Source organism: Arenimonas maotaiensis (assembly GCF_014638745.1).
Lineage (GTDB): Bacteria > Pseudomonadota > Gammaproteobacteria > Xanthomonadales > Xanthomonadaceae > Arenimonas > Arenimonas maotaiensis.
In genome coordinates this window covers 1-15,135 of sequence record NZ_BMFO01000008.1, presented here as the reverse complement: position 1 = coordinate 15,135, position 15,135 = coordinate 1, and the positions used below count along the sequence as shown (strand labels likewise).

The following is a 15,135-nucleotide window of genomic DNA, read 5'->3' as shown; positions in this document are numbered from 1 at the left end:
TGCGCTCATATTCCGGAATAGCCCACACATCATCTGGAAGTTTCCATCCATAATCGGTAGGCATGCCCTCATGCGATTTGCCGCAGCTGGAGCAAAGAAACGAAGAAGTCATTCGTGGGCTCTAACTACTAGTAGACGGCTTAGTTGCCGGTTAAGGCCATTAGAAATGAGTTCGGGGATTTATTCAATAGGAAAAATCCTAGGGTAATCAGCGTTGTTTCTTATGGATGGGCCGAAGCCGGGCCGGCAACATTAGGGGTGGTTAACGGCAGAGAAGCCCCGGTATGGATTATCAAGGCAGTAAGGCCCCTTTAAATTCGGACGAAATGCAGAATCGCCCGGTGCGGTTGTTGGACGAAGTTCGCAACCGCTTGCGCCTGAAACACTACAGTTTGCGCACGGAGAAAGTGTATGTGTACTGGATCCGCCGGTATATTCTGGAAAACGGTAAAACCCATCCCCGCGAATTAGGTGGCGGGGCGGTGGAAGCCTTCCTGTCCAAATTGGCCACCAAAGACCAGGTCTCGGCCAGCACCCAGAATCAGGCGCTGTCGGCCCTGCTGTTCCTGTACCGCGAAGTGCTGGGCATCGATCTGCCCTGGATGGAGAATGTGGTGCGCGCCAAGCAGTCCCGCCGCTTGCCGGTGGTGCTTTCAAAAGCCCAGACGATGTTGCTGCTGTCCAAGCTGTCCGGGCGCGATTGGCTGGCGGCCAGCCTGTTGTACGGCGCCGGCTTGCGCTTGATGGAGGCCCTGCGCCTGCGCGTGAAAGACCTCAACTTCGAGCGCAACGAAATCACCGTGCGGGACGGCAAAGGCGGCAAAGACCGCAAGACCGTGCTGCCGTTCAGCCTGAAGCCGCATCTGCAGCGTCAGGTCGAGCAGGCCCGGGCGTTGCATGCCAAAGACCTGGCCGAAGGCTACGGCGCGGTGTCGCTGCCGTTCGCGCTGGCCCGCAAATACCCGCGGGCGGAAACCGATTTCGGCTGGCAATACGTATTCCCGGCCTCGCGCCGCGGCATCGACCCGTTCGACGGCCGTGAGAAGCGCCACCACATCGATGAAAAAGTGCTGCAGCGCGCGGTGCGCGCCGCCGCCATCCAAGCCGGCCTGCATCTGCCGGTGTCGCCGCATACCCTGCGCCATTGCTTCGCCACCCATCTGCTGGAGTCCGGTTCCGACATCCGCACCGTGCAGGAGCTGCTCGGCCATCAGGACGTGGCCACCACCCAGATCTACACGCACGTGCTCAACCGCGGCGCCGGCGGCGTGCTCAGCCCGATCGACCGCGGCGTTTGAGCCGCACCTAGCCCCCGGCCCGGACTCGTTGTAGAGTAGGGCCATCGACAGGAGGGCCTATGCGCACGATCGTAGTAGCAAGCTCCAAGGGCGGTGCCGGCAAGAGCACCCTTTCCACCAACCTGGCGGCGCATTTCGCCCTGCAGGGCAAACGCACGGTCCTGATCGACGCCGACCGGCAGAAATCCTCGACGCACTGGTGCGAGAAGCGCGCCGCGCTGGACACCGCCGTGCTGCCGGTGGACGGCAGCCGCAAGGGCTGGAAGAAGAACCTGCCGGCGCAGACCGAGGTGGCTATCGTGGACGCCGCCGCCGGCGCCATGGGCGACGATCTGGAGGATTTCCTGGAAATCGCCGACGCGGTGCTGGTGCCGGTGTTGCCGTCCACCATCGACCTGGAGGCGACCGTGCCGTTCCTGAATTCGCTGGCCGCCACCGCGCGGGTGAAGAAGGGCAAGCTGCCGGTGGCGCTGGTGGCCAATCGCCTGAAGCCCTGGACCGGCGCCTCGCAGCAGGCGGTGGAACAGCTGAAGAGCTGGCCGTATCCGGTGGCGGGCGAACTGCGCGATACCCAGGCCTATGTGCTGATGGTGGCGCTGGGCAAGTCGGTGTTCGACTACCACTCCGAGCAGATCCGCGGCCACCAGGCCGACTGGTCTTCGATTTTCCGCTGGCTGAAGAAGGTGAGCTGATGCGTGAACTGATCCTGTTGCGGCATGCCCATGCCGAATCCGCCGGCTACGGCCAGCACGACCTGGACCGCGCGCTGTCGCGCCAGGGCCTGGCCGAGGCCGAAGCTGCCGGCTACTGGCTGAAATCGCATGGCCTGCTGCCGGACCGGGTGCTGTGCTCGCACGCGCGGCGCACCCGCGAGACCCTGGAGCAGGTGCTACAGGTCACCGGCTTCGTGGAGCAGCGCCAGGAGCCGCGCATCTACGAGGCCACGCCCGGCACGCTGATGGACGTGGCCGACGAACACCGCGAATGCGGGCGGCTGATGCTGGTCGGGCACAATCCCGGCCTGGAGCAGCTGGTGGCCCTGCTCAGCTCCGGCCAATCCGGCGATTTCCGCGGCATGCCGGCCGCCGGCCTGGTGGTGCTGCACATCCCGGCCGACGCCGATTTCGAGCCGGGCATCGCGCGTCTGGAACATTTCTGGTGGCCTTGAGTGCGGGCTGGGCTGGGGGGCCTGGTTCTGTGCGCGGTGGCCGCCTGGCCCTGCGGCGTACGCGCTGAAGCCCCGGTCCGGCCGTTCGATCCGACGGCCTCGCAGGCCGAATTCGAAGTCCGGCTGCGTCTGCCCATCCGTTCCCACGGCCAATTCGGCCGCATCGAAGGCGAACTGCGGCCGGCGCCGGAGCAGCGCCTGACGGTGGACGTGCGCCTGCCGGCGCGCGAACTGCGGATGGGCGGCCCGCCCTGGGTGCAGACGGTGACCCATTCCGCGCAGTTCCTGGACAGCGCCAACCATCCCGACATCGTGTTCCATTCGCAGCCGTTCTCGCCGCAGGTGCTGGTGTCCGGCGGCGACATCCGCGGGCAATTGAGCATCCGCGACATCCGCCGCGAGGTGGTGTTCCGCGTCGAGCCCAGCGCCTGCCGGCAGCCGGGCGTGACCTGCCCGATCCAGGCCGCCGGCACGCTGAACCGCCACGATTTCGGAATGGACGCTTACCGCTGGAGCCTGCGCGACGAGGTCAGCTTCCGCTTTCAGTTAAAATTCGCCGATGAATAACGCGCTCGTCCTGCTGTCCCTGCTGATGCTGTCGGCTTGCTCCTCGTTGCCGGAAACCAAACACGCCGAAGCCGGCGCGTTCGCGCGCGAACGCCGCAGCGTCGAATCCGAATGCCCGGCCGGGCAGCTCTGCGGCCTGCGCACGCCGCTGTCGGAACTGGCGGCGCGGACGGCGGCCGAAGGCGCCGCCGGCAAGCACCGGGTGATCCTGCTCGACCAGGGTCACGACGCGCTGCTGACCCGGCTGCAGATGATCGAGAGCGCCACCCGCAGCATCGAGCTGCAGGTGTTCATCTACGACCTGGACGAATCCGGCACCCTGATGCTGGACGCGCTGGTGCGCGCCGCCCGGCGCGGGGTGAAGGTGCGTGTGCTGCTCGACCAGCTGTACGGCCTGACCCGGCCGCAGCTGCAGGCCAAGCTGGCGGTGCTGCACGAGAACTTCGAGCTCAAGCTGTACAGCCCGATGTTCAACCAGGCCAAGACCTCCAAGGCCGAGTTCTTCGCCGGCATCCTGTTCCGCTTCCGCAACATCAACCAGCGCATGCACAACAAGCTGCTGCTGGTCGACGGCCGCATGGCGGTGGTCGGCGGCCGCAACATCCAGGACCGCTACTTCGACTGGGGCGCCGGCTACAACTACCGCGACCGCGACCTGTGGGTCGCCGGCCCGGTCACCGCGCGCATGCGCGACAACTTCAACGCGTTCTGGACCAGTCCGCGCAGCCGCTCGGCGCACGAGCTGGACGACGTGGCGCGCGTGCTGCTGGACGCGCGCGCCGAACCGGCGCGTCTGGCGCTGCCCAAGCGCGACTACTCGGAGCGCATGCAGACCTTCAAGGCCATGTCGCAGGACGGCCCGCGGCTGATGGCCGAACTGGTGCCGTATCTGCATACGGTCGAGGCGGTGCGCTTCTACGCCGATCTGCCGGATAAACATGCCGAGGCCGCCAGCAGCCGGGCACGCGCTTCGAACGCGGTGTATCAGGTGATCTCTGAGGCCAAACACAGCGTGCTGCTGCAGACGCCGTACCTGGTGATGTCGCGCATGGCGCGGCAGACCTTCCGCGGCCTGCAGCGCCGGCCGGCGCCGGTGCGGGTCGAGGTCTCGACCAATTCGCTGGCCGCCACCGACGCCTTCCCGGTGTACGCGCTGTCGCACAAGTACAAGCGCCTGTACCTGCGCGAGCTCGGCTTCCGCATCCACGAGTTCAAGCCGTATCCGGCCACGGCGTTGATGCGCGTGGGCCAGGGCGTGGGCTGGAGCGACAAGCACGAGCGCGCCGCCACCGACGCGCCGGCGCTGTTCGGCTACACCGGCTCGGGCTCCGGCGGGCGCCTGGCCGAATCCGCGGATAAAAAGGGCCGGCGCGTCGGCCTGCACGCCAAGTCGATGGTGGTCGACGGCCGCATCGCGGTGATCGGCAGCCACAACTTCGATCCGCGCTCGGACGACTTCAACACCGAGAGCATGCTGCTGATCGAGGACGCCCCGTTCGCCGCGCAGCTGGCGGACAGCATCCGCACCGACATGCAGCCCGACAACGCCTGGGCCATCGCGCCGCGGCGTTCGCTGCCGGCCTTGGCCAAGGTCAACTACAGCCTCGGCAAGCTGTCCGAACAGATGCCGGTGTTCGACATCTGGCCCTGGCCGTACGCCACCAGCTACCAGCTGAAACCCGGTTGCGCGGCGCTGGACTACAGCGACCCGGGCTTCCACGACTGCGCCGAACCGGTCGGCGATTTCCCGGGAGTCGAGGGCGGCCTGAAGGGTATCTACACGCGCATCATCACCGCCTTCGGGGCCGGACTCGAACCGATTCTGTGATGCAGTTGACGCTCGGTCCGGCAGCGGCTACGCTGAACGTCTTCAACGCGACGATGCCAGGGGGTGCACGATGCCGATGACGTTCCATTGCGAGCTGTCCGACCAGGATCTCGCCCATTTCAAACAGGCCATCGCCAAGGCCCAGGCCGCCGCCGCCGGCAAGTCCGACGACGACGTGACCGCCGCCGCGCGCAGCCTGCTGGCCGTCGCCGCCAAGACCACGCTGCCGGATTTCATCGCCAAGCGCCTGGACACCCTGGACGCGATGATCGCGATGCTGGCCGACGAGGCCTGGTCCCTGCCGGATGAGGACCGCGCGCGGGTCAAGGCGGCCATGGCCTATTTCTCCGAAAGCGACGACCTGATCCCGGACGACCTGCCGGTGCTCGGCTTCTTCGACGACGCCATCGCCATCGAGCTGAGCGCGGCCGAGATCCGCCACGAGCTCGACGCCTACGCCGAGTTCTGCGAATACCGCCAGGAACAGGCCGAGTCGCGCGGCCTCGACGCCGCCGCGGTCGGCCGCGCCGACTGGCTGTCGGCCCGCCGCGACGAACTGATCAATCGCATGCACCGCCGGCGCAACCGCGAGCAGGGCGGCGGCTACGGTTCCAGCTCGGGCTACGCCGGCAGCAGCTACACCAGCAAAGCCTGGCGTCCCGGCCCGTTGCGCGTCCGCTGAACCGGCGGCATTCGGCCGAACAGCGCGGCATCGCCGCGCTGTTTCCGTTTCGGGCCCCGTAACTTTGTAGAATAGGCGGGAGTCCCCGGAACGCCCCCATGTCGAGATTCCTGCGTTACTGCTACCGCGCGCCCCTGCTGCTACTGCACATCGTGATCGGCCTGCCGCTGATCCTGGTGCTGATGGGCGCCTGGGCCGCGCGTTTCCACATCGGCGGCGAGCGCCTCGACCATTGGGTCGCCGGCGCCTGGTCGCGCATCCTGCTGCGCATCTTCGGTCTGCGTACGCGCCGCTTCGGCACGCCGCTGCCGGGCGCGGTGCTGTTCGTGGCCAACCACATCAGCTGGATCGACATCATCGTGCTGCATAGCCAGTGCTGGATGGGCTTCGTGGCCAAGGCCGAAATCGAGCGCTGGCCGCTGGTCGGCGGCGTGGTCACCCGCGCCGGCACCATCTACCACCACCGCGGCAGCAACGATTCCCTGCACGGCGTGATGCACCAGATGCTGCAGCGCCTGCAGGCCGGCCTGCCGGTGGCGGTGTTCCCCGAGGGCCGCACCCATTCCGGCGAAGCGGTCGGCGTGTTCCACGCCCGCATCTTCCAGCCGGCGGTGCTGGCCGGCGTGCCGGCGCAGCCGGTGGCCTTGCGTTTCGGCCGCCGCGGCGAGGCCCAGACGGTGATGGCCTTCGGCGCGCGCGAAAGCTTCGTCGGCAACCTGCTGCGCGTGCTGGGCGAGCCGGCGCGCGAGGTCGAGGTGCATTTCCTCGAACCGGTGCCGCCGTCCGAGGACGGCCGGCGCAAGATGGCCGACCTGTGCCGGCGCCGCATCGTCGAGGCCATGACCGCGGCATGATCCGCGAAACGGTTTCGCCCTACCGCGCGCGCGGCCTGTTGGCCAATCCGCACGTGCAATCGGTGCTGAGTTCCAGCCCCTGGCGCAAGCGTGCCGGTCTGGCGCGCCTGCGGGCCCTGGGCGCGCCCGGCGAGCGCCGCATCCTCGACCTGCCCGGCGGCGTGCGCTTGGCCGGCGTGCATTACGCCGCCGCGCCGGCGCCCGCCCGTGGTGCCCTGGCGCTGCTGCTGCACGGCTGGGAAGGCAGTGTGGAGTCCTCCTATATCAACCACAGCGCCGCCGAGCTGCTGGCCGCCGGCGTCGATGTGTTCGCGCTGAACTTCCGCGACCACGGCGGCACGCATCATCTGAATGAGGGCCTGTTCCATTCCTGCCGGCTGGATGAGGTGCTGGACGCCGCGCGCGCGGTGCGGGCGCTGTATGCGCCGCGCCGGTTCGTGGTGGCCGGCTATTCGCTGGGCGGCAATTTCGCGCTGCGTCTGGCGCGTGCCTCGGCCGATGGCGGCCTGGGGCTGGACGGCGCGTTCGCGGTCTGCCCGCCGGTCGATCCCTCGGCGGTGCTGCGCGAACTCGAGACCGGCCCGGCGTTCTACCATTGGTATTTCATGCGCAAGTGGCGCGGTTCGCTGAAGCGCAAGCGTGCCCTGTTTCCGCAGGCGCATGCCTTCGGGGACGACGTGCTGCGGCGCGACATGCGCGGCCTGACCCGCTGGCTGGCGGCCCGACACGGCGATTGGGGCGACGAAGAGCGCTACTTCGACGGCTATGCGGTGTCCGGCAACCGGCTGGCCGAGGTCACTGTGCCGGTGCATATCCTGGCCGCCGCCGACGACCCGGTGATTCCGGTCGACAGCCTGCGGGCACTGGCGTTGCCGGCCAACGCGACGCTGGAAATCAGCGCACACGGCGGCCATTGCGGCTTCATCCTCGACCGCCGCCTGCACGGCTATGCCGAACGCTGGCTGCAAAACGGCGTGACGGCGCTGTTGGACAGGCTACAATAGCGGTTTCACGCCTTTTTCAGGGTTACCCCATGTCCGATTCCATCCTTTCCGCCCTGCGCAACGGCGACGCCGCCCAGGCCCTGGCGTTGGCCGACGCCCTGTTGGCCGAATCCCCCGAGCAGGCCGAGACGCATTACGGGCGCGCGTTGGCCCTGCAGACCCTTGGCCGCGGCGATGAGGCACAGGCCGCCATCGACCGCGCCATCGAACTGGCGCCGGGCCGCGAGGATTTCGTGCTGACGCGTTCGATGATGCGCTTGAGCGGAAATGATCCGAGCGAAACCCAGGCCGGTCTGATGGACGCGCTGGCGTTCAACCCGAATCATTTGCCGGCCTATATCGGCCTGATCCACATCGCGCTCGGCCAGAACAATCCGGCCGAAGCCAAGCGCCTGCTGAAGCTGGCCGAACGCGTGGATGCCGAAGACGCCGACGTGCTGGCCGCCAAGGGCGCCATCGCGCAGGCCGAGGGCGCGCATGACGACGCCATCGCCCAGTTCACCCGCGCCTTGGAGCGCGCGCCGCAGAACGTGCTGGCGCTGGGCGGTCTGGCCTTCGCCTACATGCACAAGCAGATGCCGGCCTTCGCCGAGCAGGCCCTGCGCCGCGCCATCGCGCTGGCGCCGGACAACGTCCGGTTGCGCCGCGGCCTGATCGATTGCCTGCTGCGCCAGGAGCGCGCCGACGAAGCCGAGCAAGCGCTTGACGAGCTGCTGGCAAAGGCCCCGGCCGACTCCGCCAGCCTCGGGCTGCGCATCCGTTTCCGCCAGGCCCGCGGCGATTTCGACGGTGCGCTGGTCGATGCCCGCGCCCTGTTGGCCGCGGCGCCGGACGACCTGCAGGCCTTGACCCACTGCGTGTCTCTGCTGGTGCGCACCGGCGCCGGCGACGAGGCGCGCTCGTTGGTCGCCGCCGCGTTGGAACGCGATGCCGACAGCGATGCGCTGTGGCAGTTGAGCGCCGGCCTGGAGGCTGGATTAAGCGGCGACGGCGGCGCGGTGATCACCCGTTGGCTGCAGCGTCTGCCGCAAAGCGCCTTGGCGCACGAGGCCGCGGCGGTCTACCACGAAGCGAAGGGTGATTTGGACGCCGCCGCCATCGAGGCCGACGCCGCCTTGGCGCTGCGCGAATCGCTGCCTTTGGCCCAGTTCGTCAAGTTGCGCCAGGAAGTACGCACCGACCCGCAAGCCGCGTTGACCCGCATCCAGCGTCTGGCCCAGGTGGCGCGTACGCCGGAAGCCGAACGCATGGTGCTGGCTTGGACCGGTCTGGTGCTGGACCGTCTGGGTCGTTTCGACGAGGCGGCCGATGCCTTCACGCGCATGAGCCAGCATCCGATTCCCGGCAAGTCGCTGCCGATTCCGTATCCGGCGCATGCCGTGCCCGAGTCCGATGCCGAGGGCCGTCTGCTGTGGGCGCCTCCGGGCGTGCGCATCGAGCGCGTGCTGAACGCAGTGGCGCCATTGTTGGGCCGCCGCCTGTTGGCCGATCGCAACCAGCCCAGCCCGGCCCGTGAAGACGGTTTGGGCAGCGTCCGTTTCGAACCCGGCAGCGAGGGCGCGGCATCCGCCGCGACCTGGAAAGCGGGCATCCAATCCCTGGGGCTGCAGCCCGTCGATGTGGTGGATTGGTTGCCGCAGTGGGACGCCTATACCGCCGCGGCCCTGGCCGGCACCGAGCTGACCGCCGTGGTCATCGATCCGCGTGATGCCCTGCTGAACTGGCTGGTGTTCGGTAGCGCGCAGTCCTACATCTTCCTGCCCAAACCGCAACGTTCGGCGATGTGGCTGGCCGCCGGCTACCACGCGCTGGCCGATACGATCGAACACGGCCCGCAGAAAGTGCATCTGGTCAAGGCCGACGCGCTGGATCTGGATGCCGCATCGATCGCCGCCGAGCTGCAGGCCGCGTTGGCGTTGGATGCGGTACCGGATGCCGTGGCGCTCGGCACGCCGGTCATGGCGTTGGGCGGCATGCCCAACCAGTTCCCGACCGGCCATTGGCGCCATTACAAGGACGCCTTCGCCGAAGCCTTCGCGGTGTTGACTCCGGCGGCCGTGCGCCTGGGCTATCCGAAGGATTAATCCGCCGGCACCAGGATCAGCAGGCCGGCCGCGAGCACGATGCGGTACCAGGCGAAACCGGTGAAACGGTGCGTCTGGATGTATTTCAGCAGCCACTTCACCGCGATGAAGGCGGTGACGGTGGAGGCGACGAAGCCGACCGCGAAGGCGCTCCAGTTCTCGCCGCCGCCGGCGTCGAGCTCCTTCAGCAGGGCATAGCCGCTGGCGGCGTACATGGTCGGGATGCCGACCAGGAACGCGAATTCGGTGGCGGCGCCGCGGTTGCGGGTGCCCAGCAGCATGGCCGCGAAGATGGTCGCGGCCGAGCGCGAGGTGCCGGGGAACACCGCGGCCAGCACCTGGGCCAGACCGACCGCCACCGCGACTTTCCACGTGATCGCCGTCTCCGGCGCGTCCAGCGCGGTGTTGCGTTCGGCCCAGAACATCACCAGCGCGCCGAGCAGCAGCGCCCAGGCCACCGGCTGCACGCGGTCGGGCAGGGTCAGTCCCATTTTGCTGGCAGCGAAGCCGAGCACGGCGGTGATGACGAAGGCGGTGCCGAGCTTCAGCGCGTAATCGCGGTTGGCGTCCTGGCCCAGTCCGGTCAGCAGCTGCCACAGCCGCCGGCGGTAAATCAAGGTGACCGCGAGGATGGCGCCGGCCTGGATGCCGACGTTGAACAGTTCCGACTGCGGACCCAGCCAGTGCTGGGCGATCAGCAGGTGGCCGGTGCTGGAAATGGGCAGGAATTCGGTGATGCCTTCGATGATGCCCAGGATCAGGGCGTTGAGCAGGTCGTGCATGGGAGTCCGCGGTGGCCGTTTGCATCATTATAGGGGCAGGCCCGCGCCGGCACGCGGATGCCGCCGGACCAAGAAAAATTCTTATTGGCAGACGCCATCGGCCGCTCTAGACTGGCGCCACGTCATGGCGCGATCTCCGGATCCTGGCTAAGGATGGCCACCATGACGTACTCTTCCGCCCCCCGCTCCGTGACCCCATGGCCCCGCGCAACGACACCGTCGCCAACCGTCTGCTCCTGCTCGTGCTCGCGCTGCTGGCCGGACTGGTCTATCTGCTGTATCGCCTGAAAGGCCGGCCGCGCGCCTGAACTCTGCGCTATTCGAGTGCAAAGCCTGAATTTGCACCAAATAAGTGCGTATCGTCATCTCGTCTGCGGGTATTGATTTCAATAAAATCAATATGTTGTATTTCTCGAATACGTTGGCACGCTTCTTGCATGACGTAAGGTACCCTTCATCACCTTGCGAGTCCTGCCATGTCCTATGAAAACGTCCTGAAACTGATCAAAGACCACGCCGTCGAGTTCGTCGACCTGCGCTTCGCCGACATGCGCGGCGTGCAGCACCACGTCAGCTTCCCGGTCTCCATCGTCGAACCGGCGCTGTTCGAGGACGGCAAGATGTTCGACGGCTCCTCGATCGCCGGCTGGAAAGGCATCAATGAATCCGACATGATCCTGCTGCCGGACGCCTCGACCGCCGTGCTCGATCCGTTCACCGCCGACCCGACCCTGATCTTGGTCTGCGACATCCTCGACCCGGCCACCATGCAGGCCTACGGCCGCGACCCGCGCGGCGTGGCCAAGCGCGCCGAAGCCTACCTGAAGGCCAGCGGCATCGCCGACCAGGCGTTCTTCGGTCCGGAGCCGGAATTCTTCATCTTCGATTCCGTGCGCTGGAACAACGAGCAGGGCAGCACCTTCTTCGAGGTCGATTCCGAAGAGGCGCACTGGAACAGCAAGAAGAAATACGAAGGCGGCAACACCGGCTACCGTCCGGGCCTGAAGGGCGGCTACTTCCCGGTGGCGCCGACCGACCAGCTGCACGACATCCGCGCCGAGATGTGCAAGGAACTGATGGCCGCCGGCCAGGAAGTGGAAGTGCACCACCACGAAGTGGCCAACGCCGGCCAGTGCGAGATCGGCACCAAGTTCAACTCGCTGGTGAAGAAGGCCGACGAGCTGCTGATGCTGAAGTACATCGTCAAGAACGTGGCGCACCGCAACGGCAAGACCGTCACCTTCATGCCGAAGCCGCTGGTCGGCGACAACGGCTCGGGCATGCACGTGCACCAGTCGCTGGCCAAGGGCGGCGTCAACCTCTTCAGCGGCGACGGCTACGGCGGCCTGAGCCAGATGGCGCTGTGGTACATCGGCGGCATCTTCAAGCACGCGCGCGCCATCAACGCCTTCGCCAACTCCACCACCAACAGCTACAAGCGCCTGGTGCCGGGCTACGAGGCGCCGGTGATGCTGGCGTATTCGGCCAGCAACCGCTCGGCGTCCTGCCGCATCCCGTACGTGGCCAACCCGAAGGCGCGCCGCATCGAGATCCGCTTCCCGGATCCGATGAACTCCGGCTACCTGATCTTCGCCGCGCTGATGATGGCCGGTCTGGACGGCATCAAGAACCAGATCGATCCGGGCGAGCCGAGCGACAAGGACCTGTACGACCTGCCGCCGGAAGAGGCCAAGGGCATCCCGACCGTCTGCCATTCGCTTGATCAGGCGCTGGACGCGCTGGACAAGGACCGCGACTTCCTGAAGGCCGGCGGCGTGTTCAGCGACGACTTCATCGACGGCTACATCGCGCTGAAGATGGGCGAAGTCACCAAGTTCCGGGCCGCCACCCACCCGCTCGAATATGCGATGTACTACCAGCTCTGATCCGCGTCCGCGATACGGAAAAACGGCCCTTCGGGGCCGTTTTTTTCGGCCATAATACCGGTTCTGTCTTTTTGAACCTGCCGCCATGAAACGACTCCTGCCGCTTGCCGCCGCCCTCCTGTTCACCGCCGCCCACGCCGATGAAGGCCAATGGCAGCCCTACCAGATGGCCCAGCTGCAGGCCGAACTGAAACGCATCGGCATCAAGGTGCCGGTCAGCGATTTGAGCGATCTGAGCAAGCACCCGATGTCGGCCATCGTCTCGCTCGGCGGCTGCTCGGCCTCGTTCGTGTCGCCGAACGGCTTGATCGTGACCAACCACCACTGCGCTTACGGCTCGATCCAGCGCAACTCCACCGCCGCCAACAATTACCTGGCCAAGGGCTTTTTGGCCAAATCCTTGGCCGAGGAGCTGCCCGGCGGCCCGAACCAGCGCGTGTACGTCACCGAATCGGTGCGCGACGTGACCGCCGAAGTGCTGAACGGCATCGCGCCGGAACTGGGCGGCGCCGAGCGCACCCGCCTGATCGAGCGCAACAGCAAGGCGCTGATCGCCGCCTGCGAAAGCTCGCCGGATTACCGCTGCACGCTGCCGAGCTTCCATCGGGGCCTGGAGTTCTACCTGATCCGGCAGATGATGGTGCGCGACGTGCGCCTGGTGTACGCGCCGTCCGAGGCCATCGGCAACTACGGCGGCGACATCGACAACTTCGAGTTCCCGCGCCACACCGGCGACTTCGCGTTCTACCGCGCCTACGTCGGCAAGGACGGCCGTCCGGCCGATCCCTCGCCGGACAACGTGCCGTACGCCTCGAAGGACTTCCTGACCGTCTCGGCCGCCGGCCTGAAGCGCGGCGACGGCATCCTGCTGGCCGGTTATCCGGGCGTGACCAGCCGCTACCGCTTGCCGGCCGAGATCCGCTACGCGCGCGAAAACGATTACCCCAAGCGCGTGGCCGACTACCGGCGCGACCTGGACGCCATCGCCGCCGCCACCGCCGGCGACACCGAAGCCGAAGTGCGTTACGCCGCCACGGTGAAGAGCATCAACAACCGCATGAAGAAGCTGCAGGGCCTGCTCGACGGCTTCGCGCGCAAGGACATCCCGGCCATCAAGGACGCGCAGCTGGCCGAGTTCCTGGCCTGGACCGCCGGCCAGAAAGACGCCGCGCGCTACCGCGCGCTGATGGGGGAGCTGAACGCGCTGATCGCGCGCGACCAGAACCTGGCCGAGCGCGAGTTCGCCATGGGCCTGCTCACATCCAACGAGCTGCTCGGCACCGCGTCCAGCGCCTACCGCTTCGCGCGCGAACGCGGCAAGCCGGACATGGAACGCGAGCTCGGCTTCCAGGACCGCGACGCCTCGTTCATCAAGGCCCGCTTCGAGCGCCTGCAGCAGAGTTATGTCGGCCGGGTCGACCGCGCCCGTTGGCTGAGCGCGCTGCAGTCCTATCAGCGTCTACCGGAAAGCCAGCGCGACGCCGCCAGCGAGTCGTTGGTGTTGCGCGGCGGCGATCCGGGCCGCCAGCTGGATGCGGTGTACGCCGGCTCGACATTGGCCGACACCGCCGAACGCCTGGCGCTGTTGCAGCGCAGCGCCGCCGAACTGGAGGCCAGCGGCGACGCGTTGGTGAAATTGGCGGTGGCGCTGTATCCGGCGCAGCAGCGCCTGCGCGAGGAACGCCGCGCGCTCGACGGCGACCTGGACCGGGTGATTCCGCAGTACATGCAGGCGGTCATCGCCTGGAAGAAATCGCAGGGCAAGCCGGTGTACCCGGACGCCAACGGCACGCTGCGCATCACCTACGGCACGGTGGACGGCTATCCGGCCGCCGACGGCCTGTACAAAGGCCCGTTCACCACGGTGCAGGGCATCGTGGCCAAGCACACCGGCCGCGATCCGTTCGACGCCCCGGCCGCGCTGCGCGAGGCGGTGGCGCAACGCCGGTTCGGCCCGTACGTCGATCCGGTGCTGGGCACGGTGCCGGTCAACTTCCTGTCGTCGGCCGACACCACCGGCGGCAATTCCGGCTCGGCGGTGATGAACGCGCGCGGCGAGCTGGTCGGCCTGAACTTCGATTCGACCTACGAATCGATCACCAAGGACTGGTATTTCGATCCGGAGATCACCCGCGCGATCCACGTCGACATCCGCTACATGCTCTGGGTGATGAGCGAGCTGGACGGCGCCGACAACCTGCTGCGGGAAATGCGGATCGTGTATCCGCAAAACACGCGCTGATCAGCGCACGCGCACCAGGCTGACGGCGGCGGTGTTGGCGTAACGGCGGGTGGCGGCGTAGCCGCTGCTCTTGCCGTAGCCGATGCCGGTGTCGCGCGGGCGGTAGCGGTTGTTCAGTTGCACCGGGGCGTTGTCCGGTTTGGCGGCGGTGGCGGTATTCTTGTACATGGTGGAGCCCTCGTTGGTTGGTGTGTTACCAATGTATAACACCAAATCAACCCCGTCCTGTGCCGGAAGTCATGTCTTTGAAAAACCGGGGAATTGTTCAGATGCGGTTTAGGCGGCGGACGGCCTTGGATGGCCGGTTGGGGGTGGCGGGCGGGATTTCTCATAGCCGTTGGGCCTGGCCCCAATTTGGGAAAACCCTGATTTACCACGAATTTTTCTTATTGAAGAAGTGCCGGGGCTGGCTTCTAATGGGTTAATCGGTCGGTTGGCCGTTTGATAGTAGTTAGACCTCATGAGCCAATCTCCAATTGTCTTGGACCACACACTGGGCATAGCGCTGGATCCGTCTGACCCGCCTTTCAACAACTATCAGGCTTTTGCGTCCAATTATGTGGGCCTCAAAATCCTTGCGGACTCTGTTCGTGAGTTAGAACGCCAATACGTAGCGGGTTCTACCCCGTTTCCGCGGACAGTTGAGTTAAGACACTGAACTTCCGATCCTGAGCATCCAGCCTACGCTGCATCCAAGGATTGTGGAAGCGCTCGATATAGTCAAATACGTCCGAGCGGGC

13 protein-coding genes and 1 pseudogene are annotated in these 15,135 nt (G+C 66.7%); 11 read left to right on the top strand and 3 right to left on the bottom strand.

What is annotated here, in order from left to right:
* Positions 1–326: 326 nt before the first annotated feature.
* The 9 genes from IEV56_RS10450 (at position 327) to IEV56_RS10410 (ending at position 9,485) form a co-directional block, all read left to right on the top strand.
* Positions 327–1,298 carry an integron integrase gene (locus IEV56_RS10450; RefSeq protein ID WP_188450310.1) on the top strand — a complete coding sequence of 324 codons (972 nt, stop codon included), beginning with the start codon at positions 327–329 and terminating at the stop codon, positions 1,296–1,298.
* A 59-nt stretch (positions 1,299–1,357) separates the two neighbouring features.
* A complete protein-coding gene (locus tag IEV56_RS10445) occupies positions 1,358–1,990 on the top strand; it encodes a ParA family protein (protein ID WP_188450309.1) in 633 nt (210 codons plus the stop codon).
* Positions 1,990–2,466 (top strand): SixA phosphatase family protein, encoded by a 477-nt coding sequence (locus IEV56_RS10440; RefSeq protein WP_188450308.1) that lies wholly within the window; start codon positions 1,990–1,992, stop codon positions 2,464–2,466. The genes IEV56_RS10445 and IEV56_RS10440 overlap by 1 nt, the downstream gene beginning before the upstream one ends.
* A 36-nt stretch (positions 2,467–2,502) precedes the next feature.
* The gene (locus IEV56_RS10435; RefSeq protein WP_188450307.1) at positions 2,503–3,033 is read left to right on the top strand and encodes a YceI family protein; all 531 of its coding nucleotides are present in this window, start codon (positions 2,503–2,505) and stop codon (positions 3,031–3,033) included.
* Positions 3,026–4,861 carry a phospholipase D-like domain-containing protein gene (locus tag IEV56_RS10430; RefSeq protein ID WP_188450306.1) on the top strand — a complete coding sequence of 612 codons (1,836 nt, stop codon included), beginning with the start codon at positions 3,026–3,028 and terminating at the stop codon, positions 4,859–4,861. The genes IEV56_RS10435 and IEV56_RS10430 overlap by 8 nt, the downstream gene beginning before the upstream one ends.
* A 70-nt stretch (positions 4,862–4,931) precedes the next feature.
* Entirely contained in the window at positions 4,932–5,543 is a 612-nt protein-coding gene (locus IEV56_RS10425) for a YkvA family protein (protein WP_188450305.1), read from the top strand.
* 98 nt (positions 5,544–5,641) lie between these two features.
* On the top strand, positions 5,642–6,397 hold the full coding sequence (locus IEV56_RS10420) for a lysophospholipid acyltransferase family protein (RefSeq protein WP_188450304.1): 756 nt from the start codon (positions 5,642–5,644) through the stop codon (positions 6,395–6,397).
* Positions 6,394–7,401 carry a YheT family hydrolase gene (locus IEV56_RS10415; RefSeq protein WP_188450303.1) on the top strand — a complete coding sequence of 336 codons (1,008 nt, stop codon included), beginning with the start codon at positions 6,394–6,396 and terminating at the stop codon, positions 7,399–7,401. The genes IEV56_RS10420 and IEV56_RS10415 overlap by 4 nt, the downstream gene beginning before the upstream one ends.
* A 29-nt stretch (positions 7,402–7,430) precedes the next feature.
* Positions 7,431–9,485: a tetratricopeptide repeat protein gene (locus IEV56_RS10410; RefSeq protein WP_188450302.1), complete on the top strand. Its 2,055-nt coding sequence runs from the start codon at positions 7,431–7,433 to the stop codon at positions 9,483–9,485.
* Here IEV56_RS10410 and IEV56_RS10405 read toward each other — a convergent pair.
* A complete protein-coding gene (locus IEV56_RS10405; RefSeq protein ID WP_188450301.1) occupies positions 9,482–10,267 on the bottom strand; it encodes an undecaprenyl-diphosphate phosphatase in 786 nt (261 codons plus the stop codon). The two genes, IEV56_RS10410 and IEV56_RS10405, sit on opposite strands and share 4 nt — an antisense overlap.
* 476 nt (positions 10,268–10,743) lie before the next feature.
* On the opposite strand from IEV56_RS10405, the gene glnA reads away from it, so the two are divergent.
* Together glnA and IEV56_RS10395 are read left to right on the top strand one after the other, a co-directional pair.
* Positions 10,744–12,153, top strand: coding sequence for a type I glutamate--ammonia ligase (gene glnA / locus IEV56_RS10400; RefSeq protein ID WP_188450300.1), 1,410 nt, complete (start codon positions 10,744–10,746; stop codon positions 12,151–12,153).
* An 85-nt stretch (positions 12,154–12,238) separates the two neighbouring features.
* A complete protein-coding gene (locus IEV56_RS10395) occupies positions 12,239–14,395 on the top strand; it encodes a S46 family peptidase (protein ID WP_188450299.1) in 2,157 nt (718 codons plus the stop codon).
* Here the strand turns inward: IEV56_RS10395 and IEV56_RS10390 are convergent, their stop codons facing one another.
* Together IEV56_RS10390 and IEV56_RS10385 are read right to left on the bottom strand one after the other, a co-directional pair.
* Positions 14,396–14,563, bottom strand: coding sequence for a hypothetical protein (locus IEV56_RS10390; protein ID WP_188450298.1), 168 nt, complete (start codon positions 14,561–14,563; stop codon positions 14,396–14,398).
* 452 nt (positions 14,564–15,015) lie between these two features.
* Positions 15,016–15,135, bottom strand: a pseudogene (locus IEV56_RS10385) (IS3 family transposase); the annotation flags it as partial.

Coding starts and splice junctions, on each gene's coding strand:
- IEV56_RS10420 (WP_188450304.1), top strand. CDS start 5,642: ATGTCGAGATTCCTGCGTTACTGCTACCGCGCGCCCCTGCTGCTACTG.
- IEV56_RS10440 (WP_188450308.1), top strand. CDS start 1,990: ATGCGTGAACTGATCCTGTTGCGGCATGCCCATGCCGAATCCGCCGGC.
- IEV56_RS10425 (WP_188450305.1), top strand. CDS start 4,932: ATGCCGATGACGTTCCATTGCGAGCTGTCCGACCAGGATCTCGCCCAT.
- IEV56_RS10430 (WP_188450306.1), top strand. CDS start 3,026: ATGAATAACGCGCTCGTCCTGCTGTCCCTGCTGATGCTGTCGGCTTGC.
- IEV56_RS10445 (WP_188450309.1), top strand. CDS start 1,358: ATGCGCACGATCGTAGTAGCAAGCTCCAAGGGCGGTGCCGGCAAGAGC.
- IEV56_RS10450 (WP_188450310.1), top strand. CDS start 327: ATGCAGAATCGCCCGGTGCGGTTGTTGGACGAAGTTCGCAACCGCTTG.
- IEV56_RS10410 (WP_188450302.1), top strand. CDS start 7,431: ATGTCCGATTCCATCCTTTCCGCCCTGCGCAACGGCGACGCCGCCCAG.
- IEV56_RS10405 (WP_188450301.1), bottom strand. CDS start 10,267: ATGCACGACCTGCTCAACGCCCTGATCCTGGGCATCATCGAAGGCATC.
- IEV56_RS10390 (WP_188450298.1), bottom strand. CDS start 14,563: ATGTACAAGAATACCGCCACCGCCGCCAAACCGGACAACGCCCCGGTG.
- IEV56_RS10395 (WP_188450299.1), top strand. CDS start 12,239: ATGAAACGACTCCTGCCGCTTGCCGCCGCCCTCCTGTTCACCGCCGCC.
- glnA (WP_188450300.1), top strand. CDS start 10,744: ATGTCCTATGAAAACGTCCTGAAACTGATCAAAGACCACGCCGTCGAG.
- IEV56_RS10415 (WP_188450303.1), top strand. CDS start 6,394: ATGATCCGCGAAACGGTTTCGCCCTACCGCGCGCGCGGCCTGTTGGCC.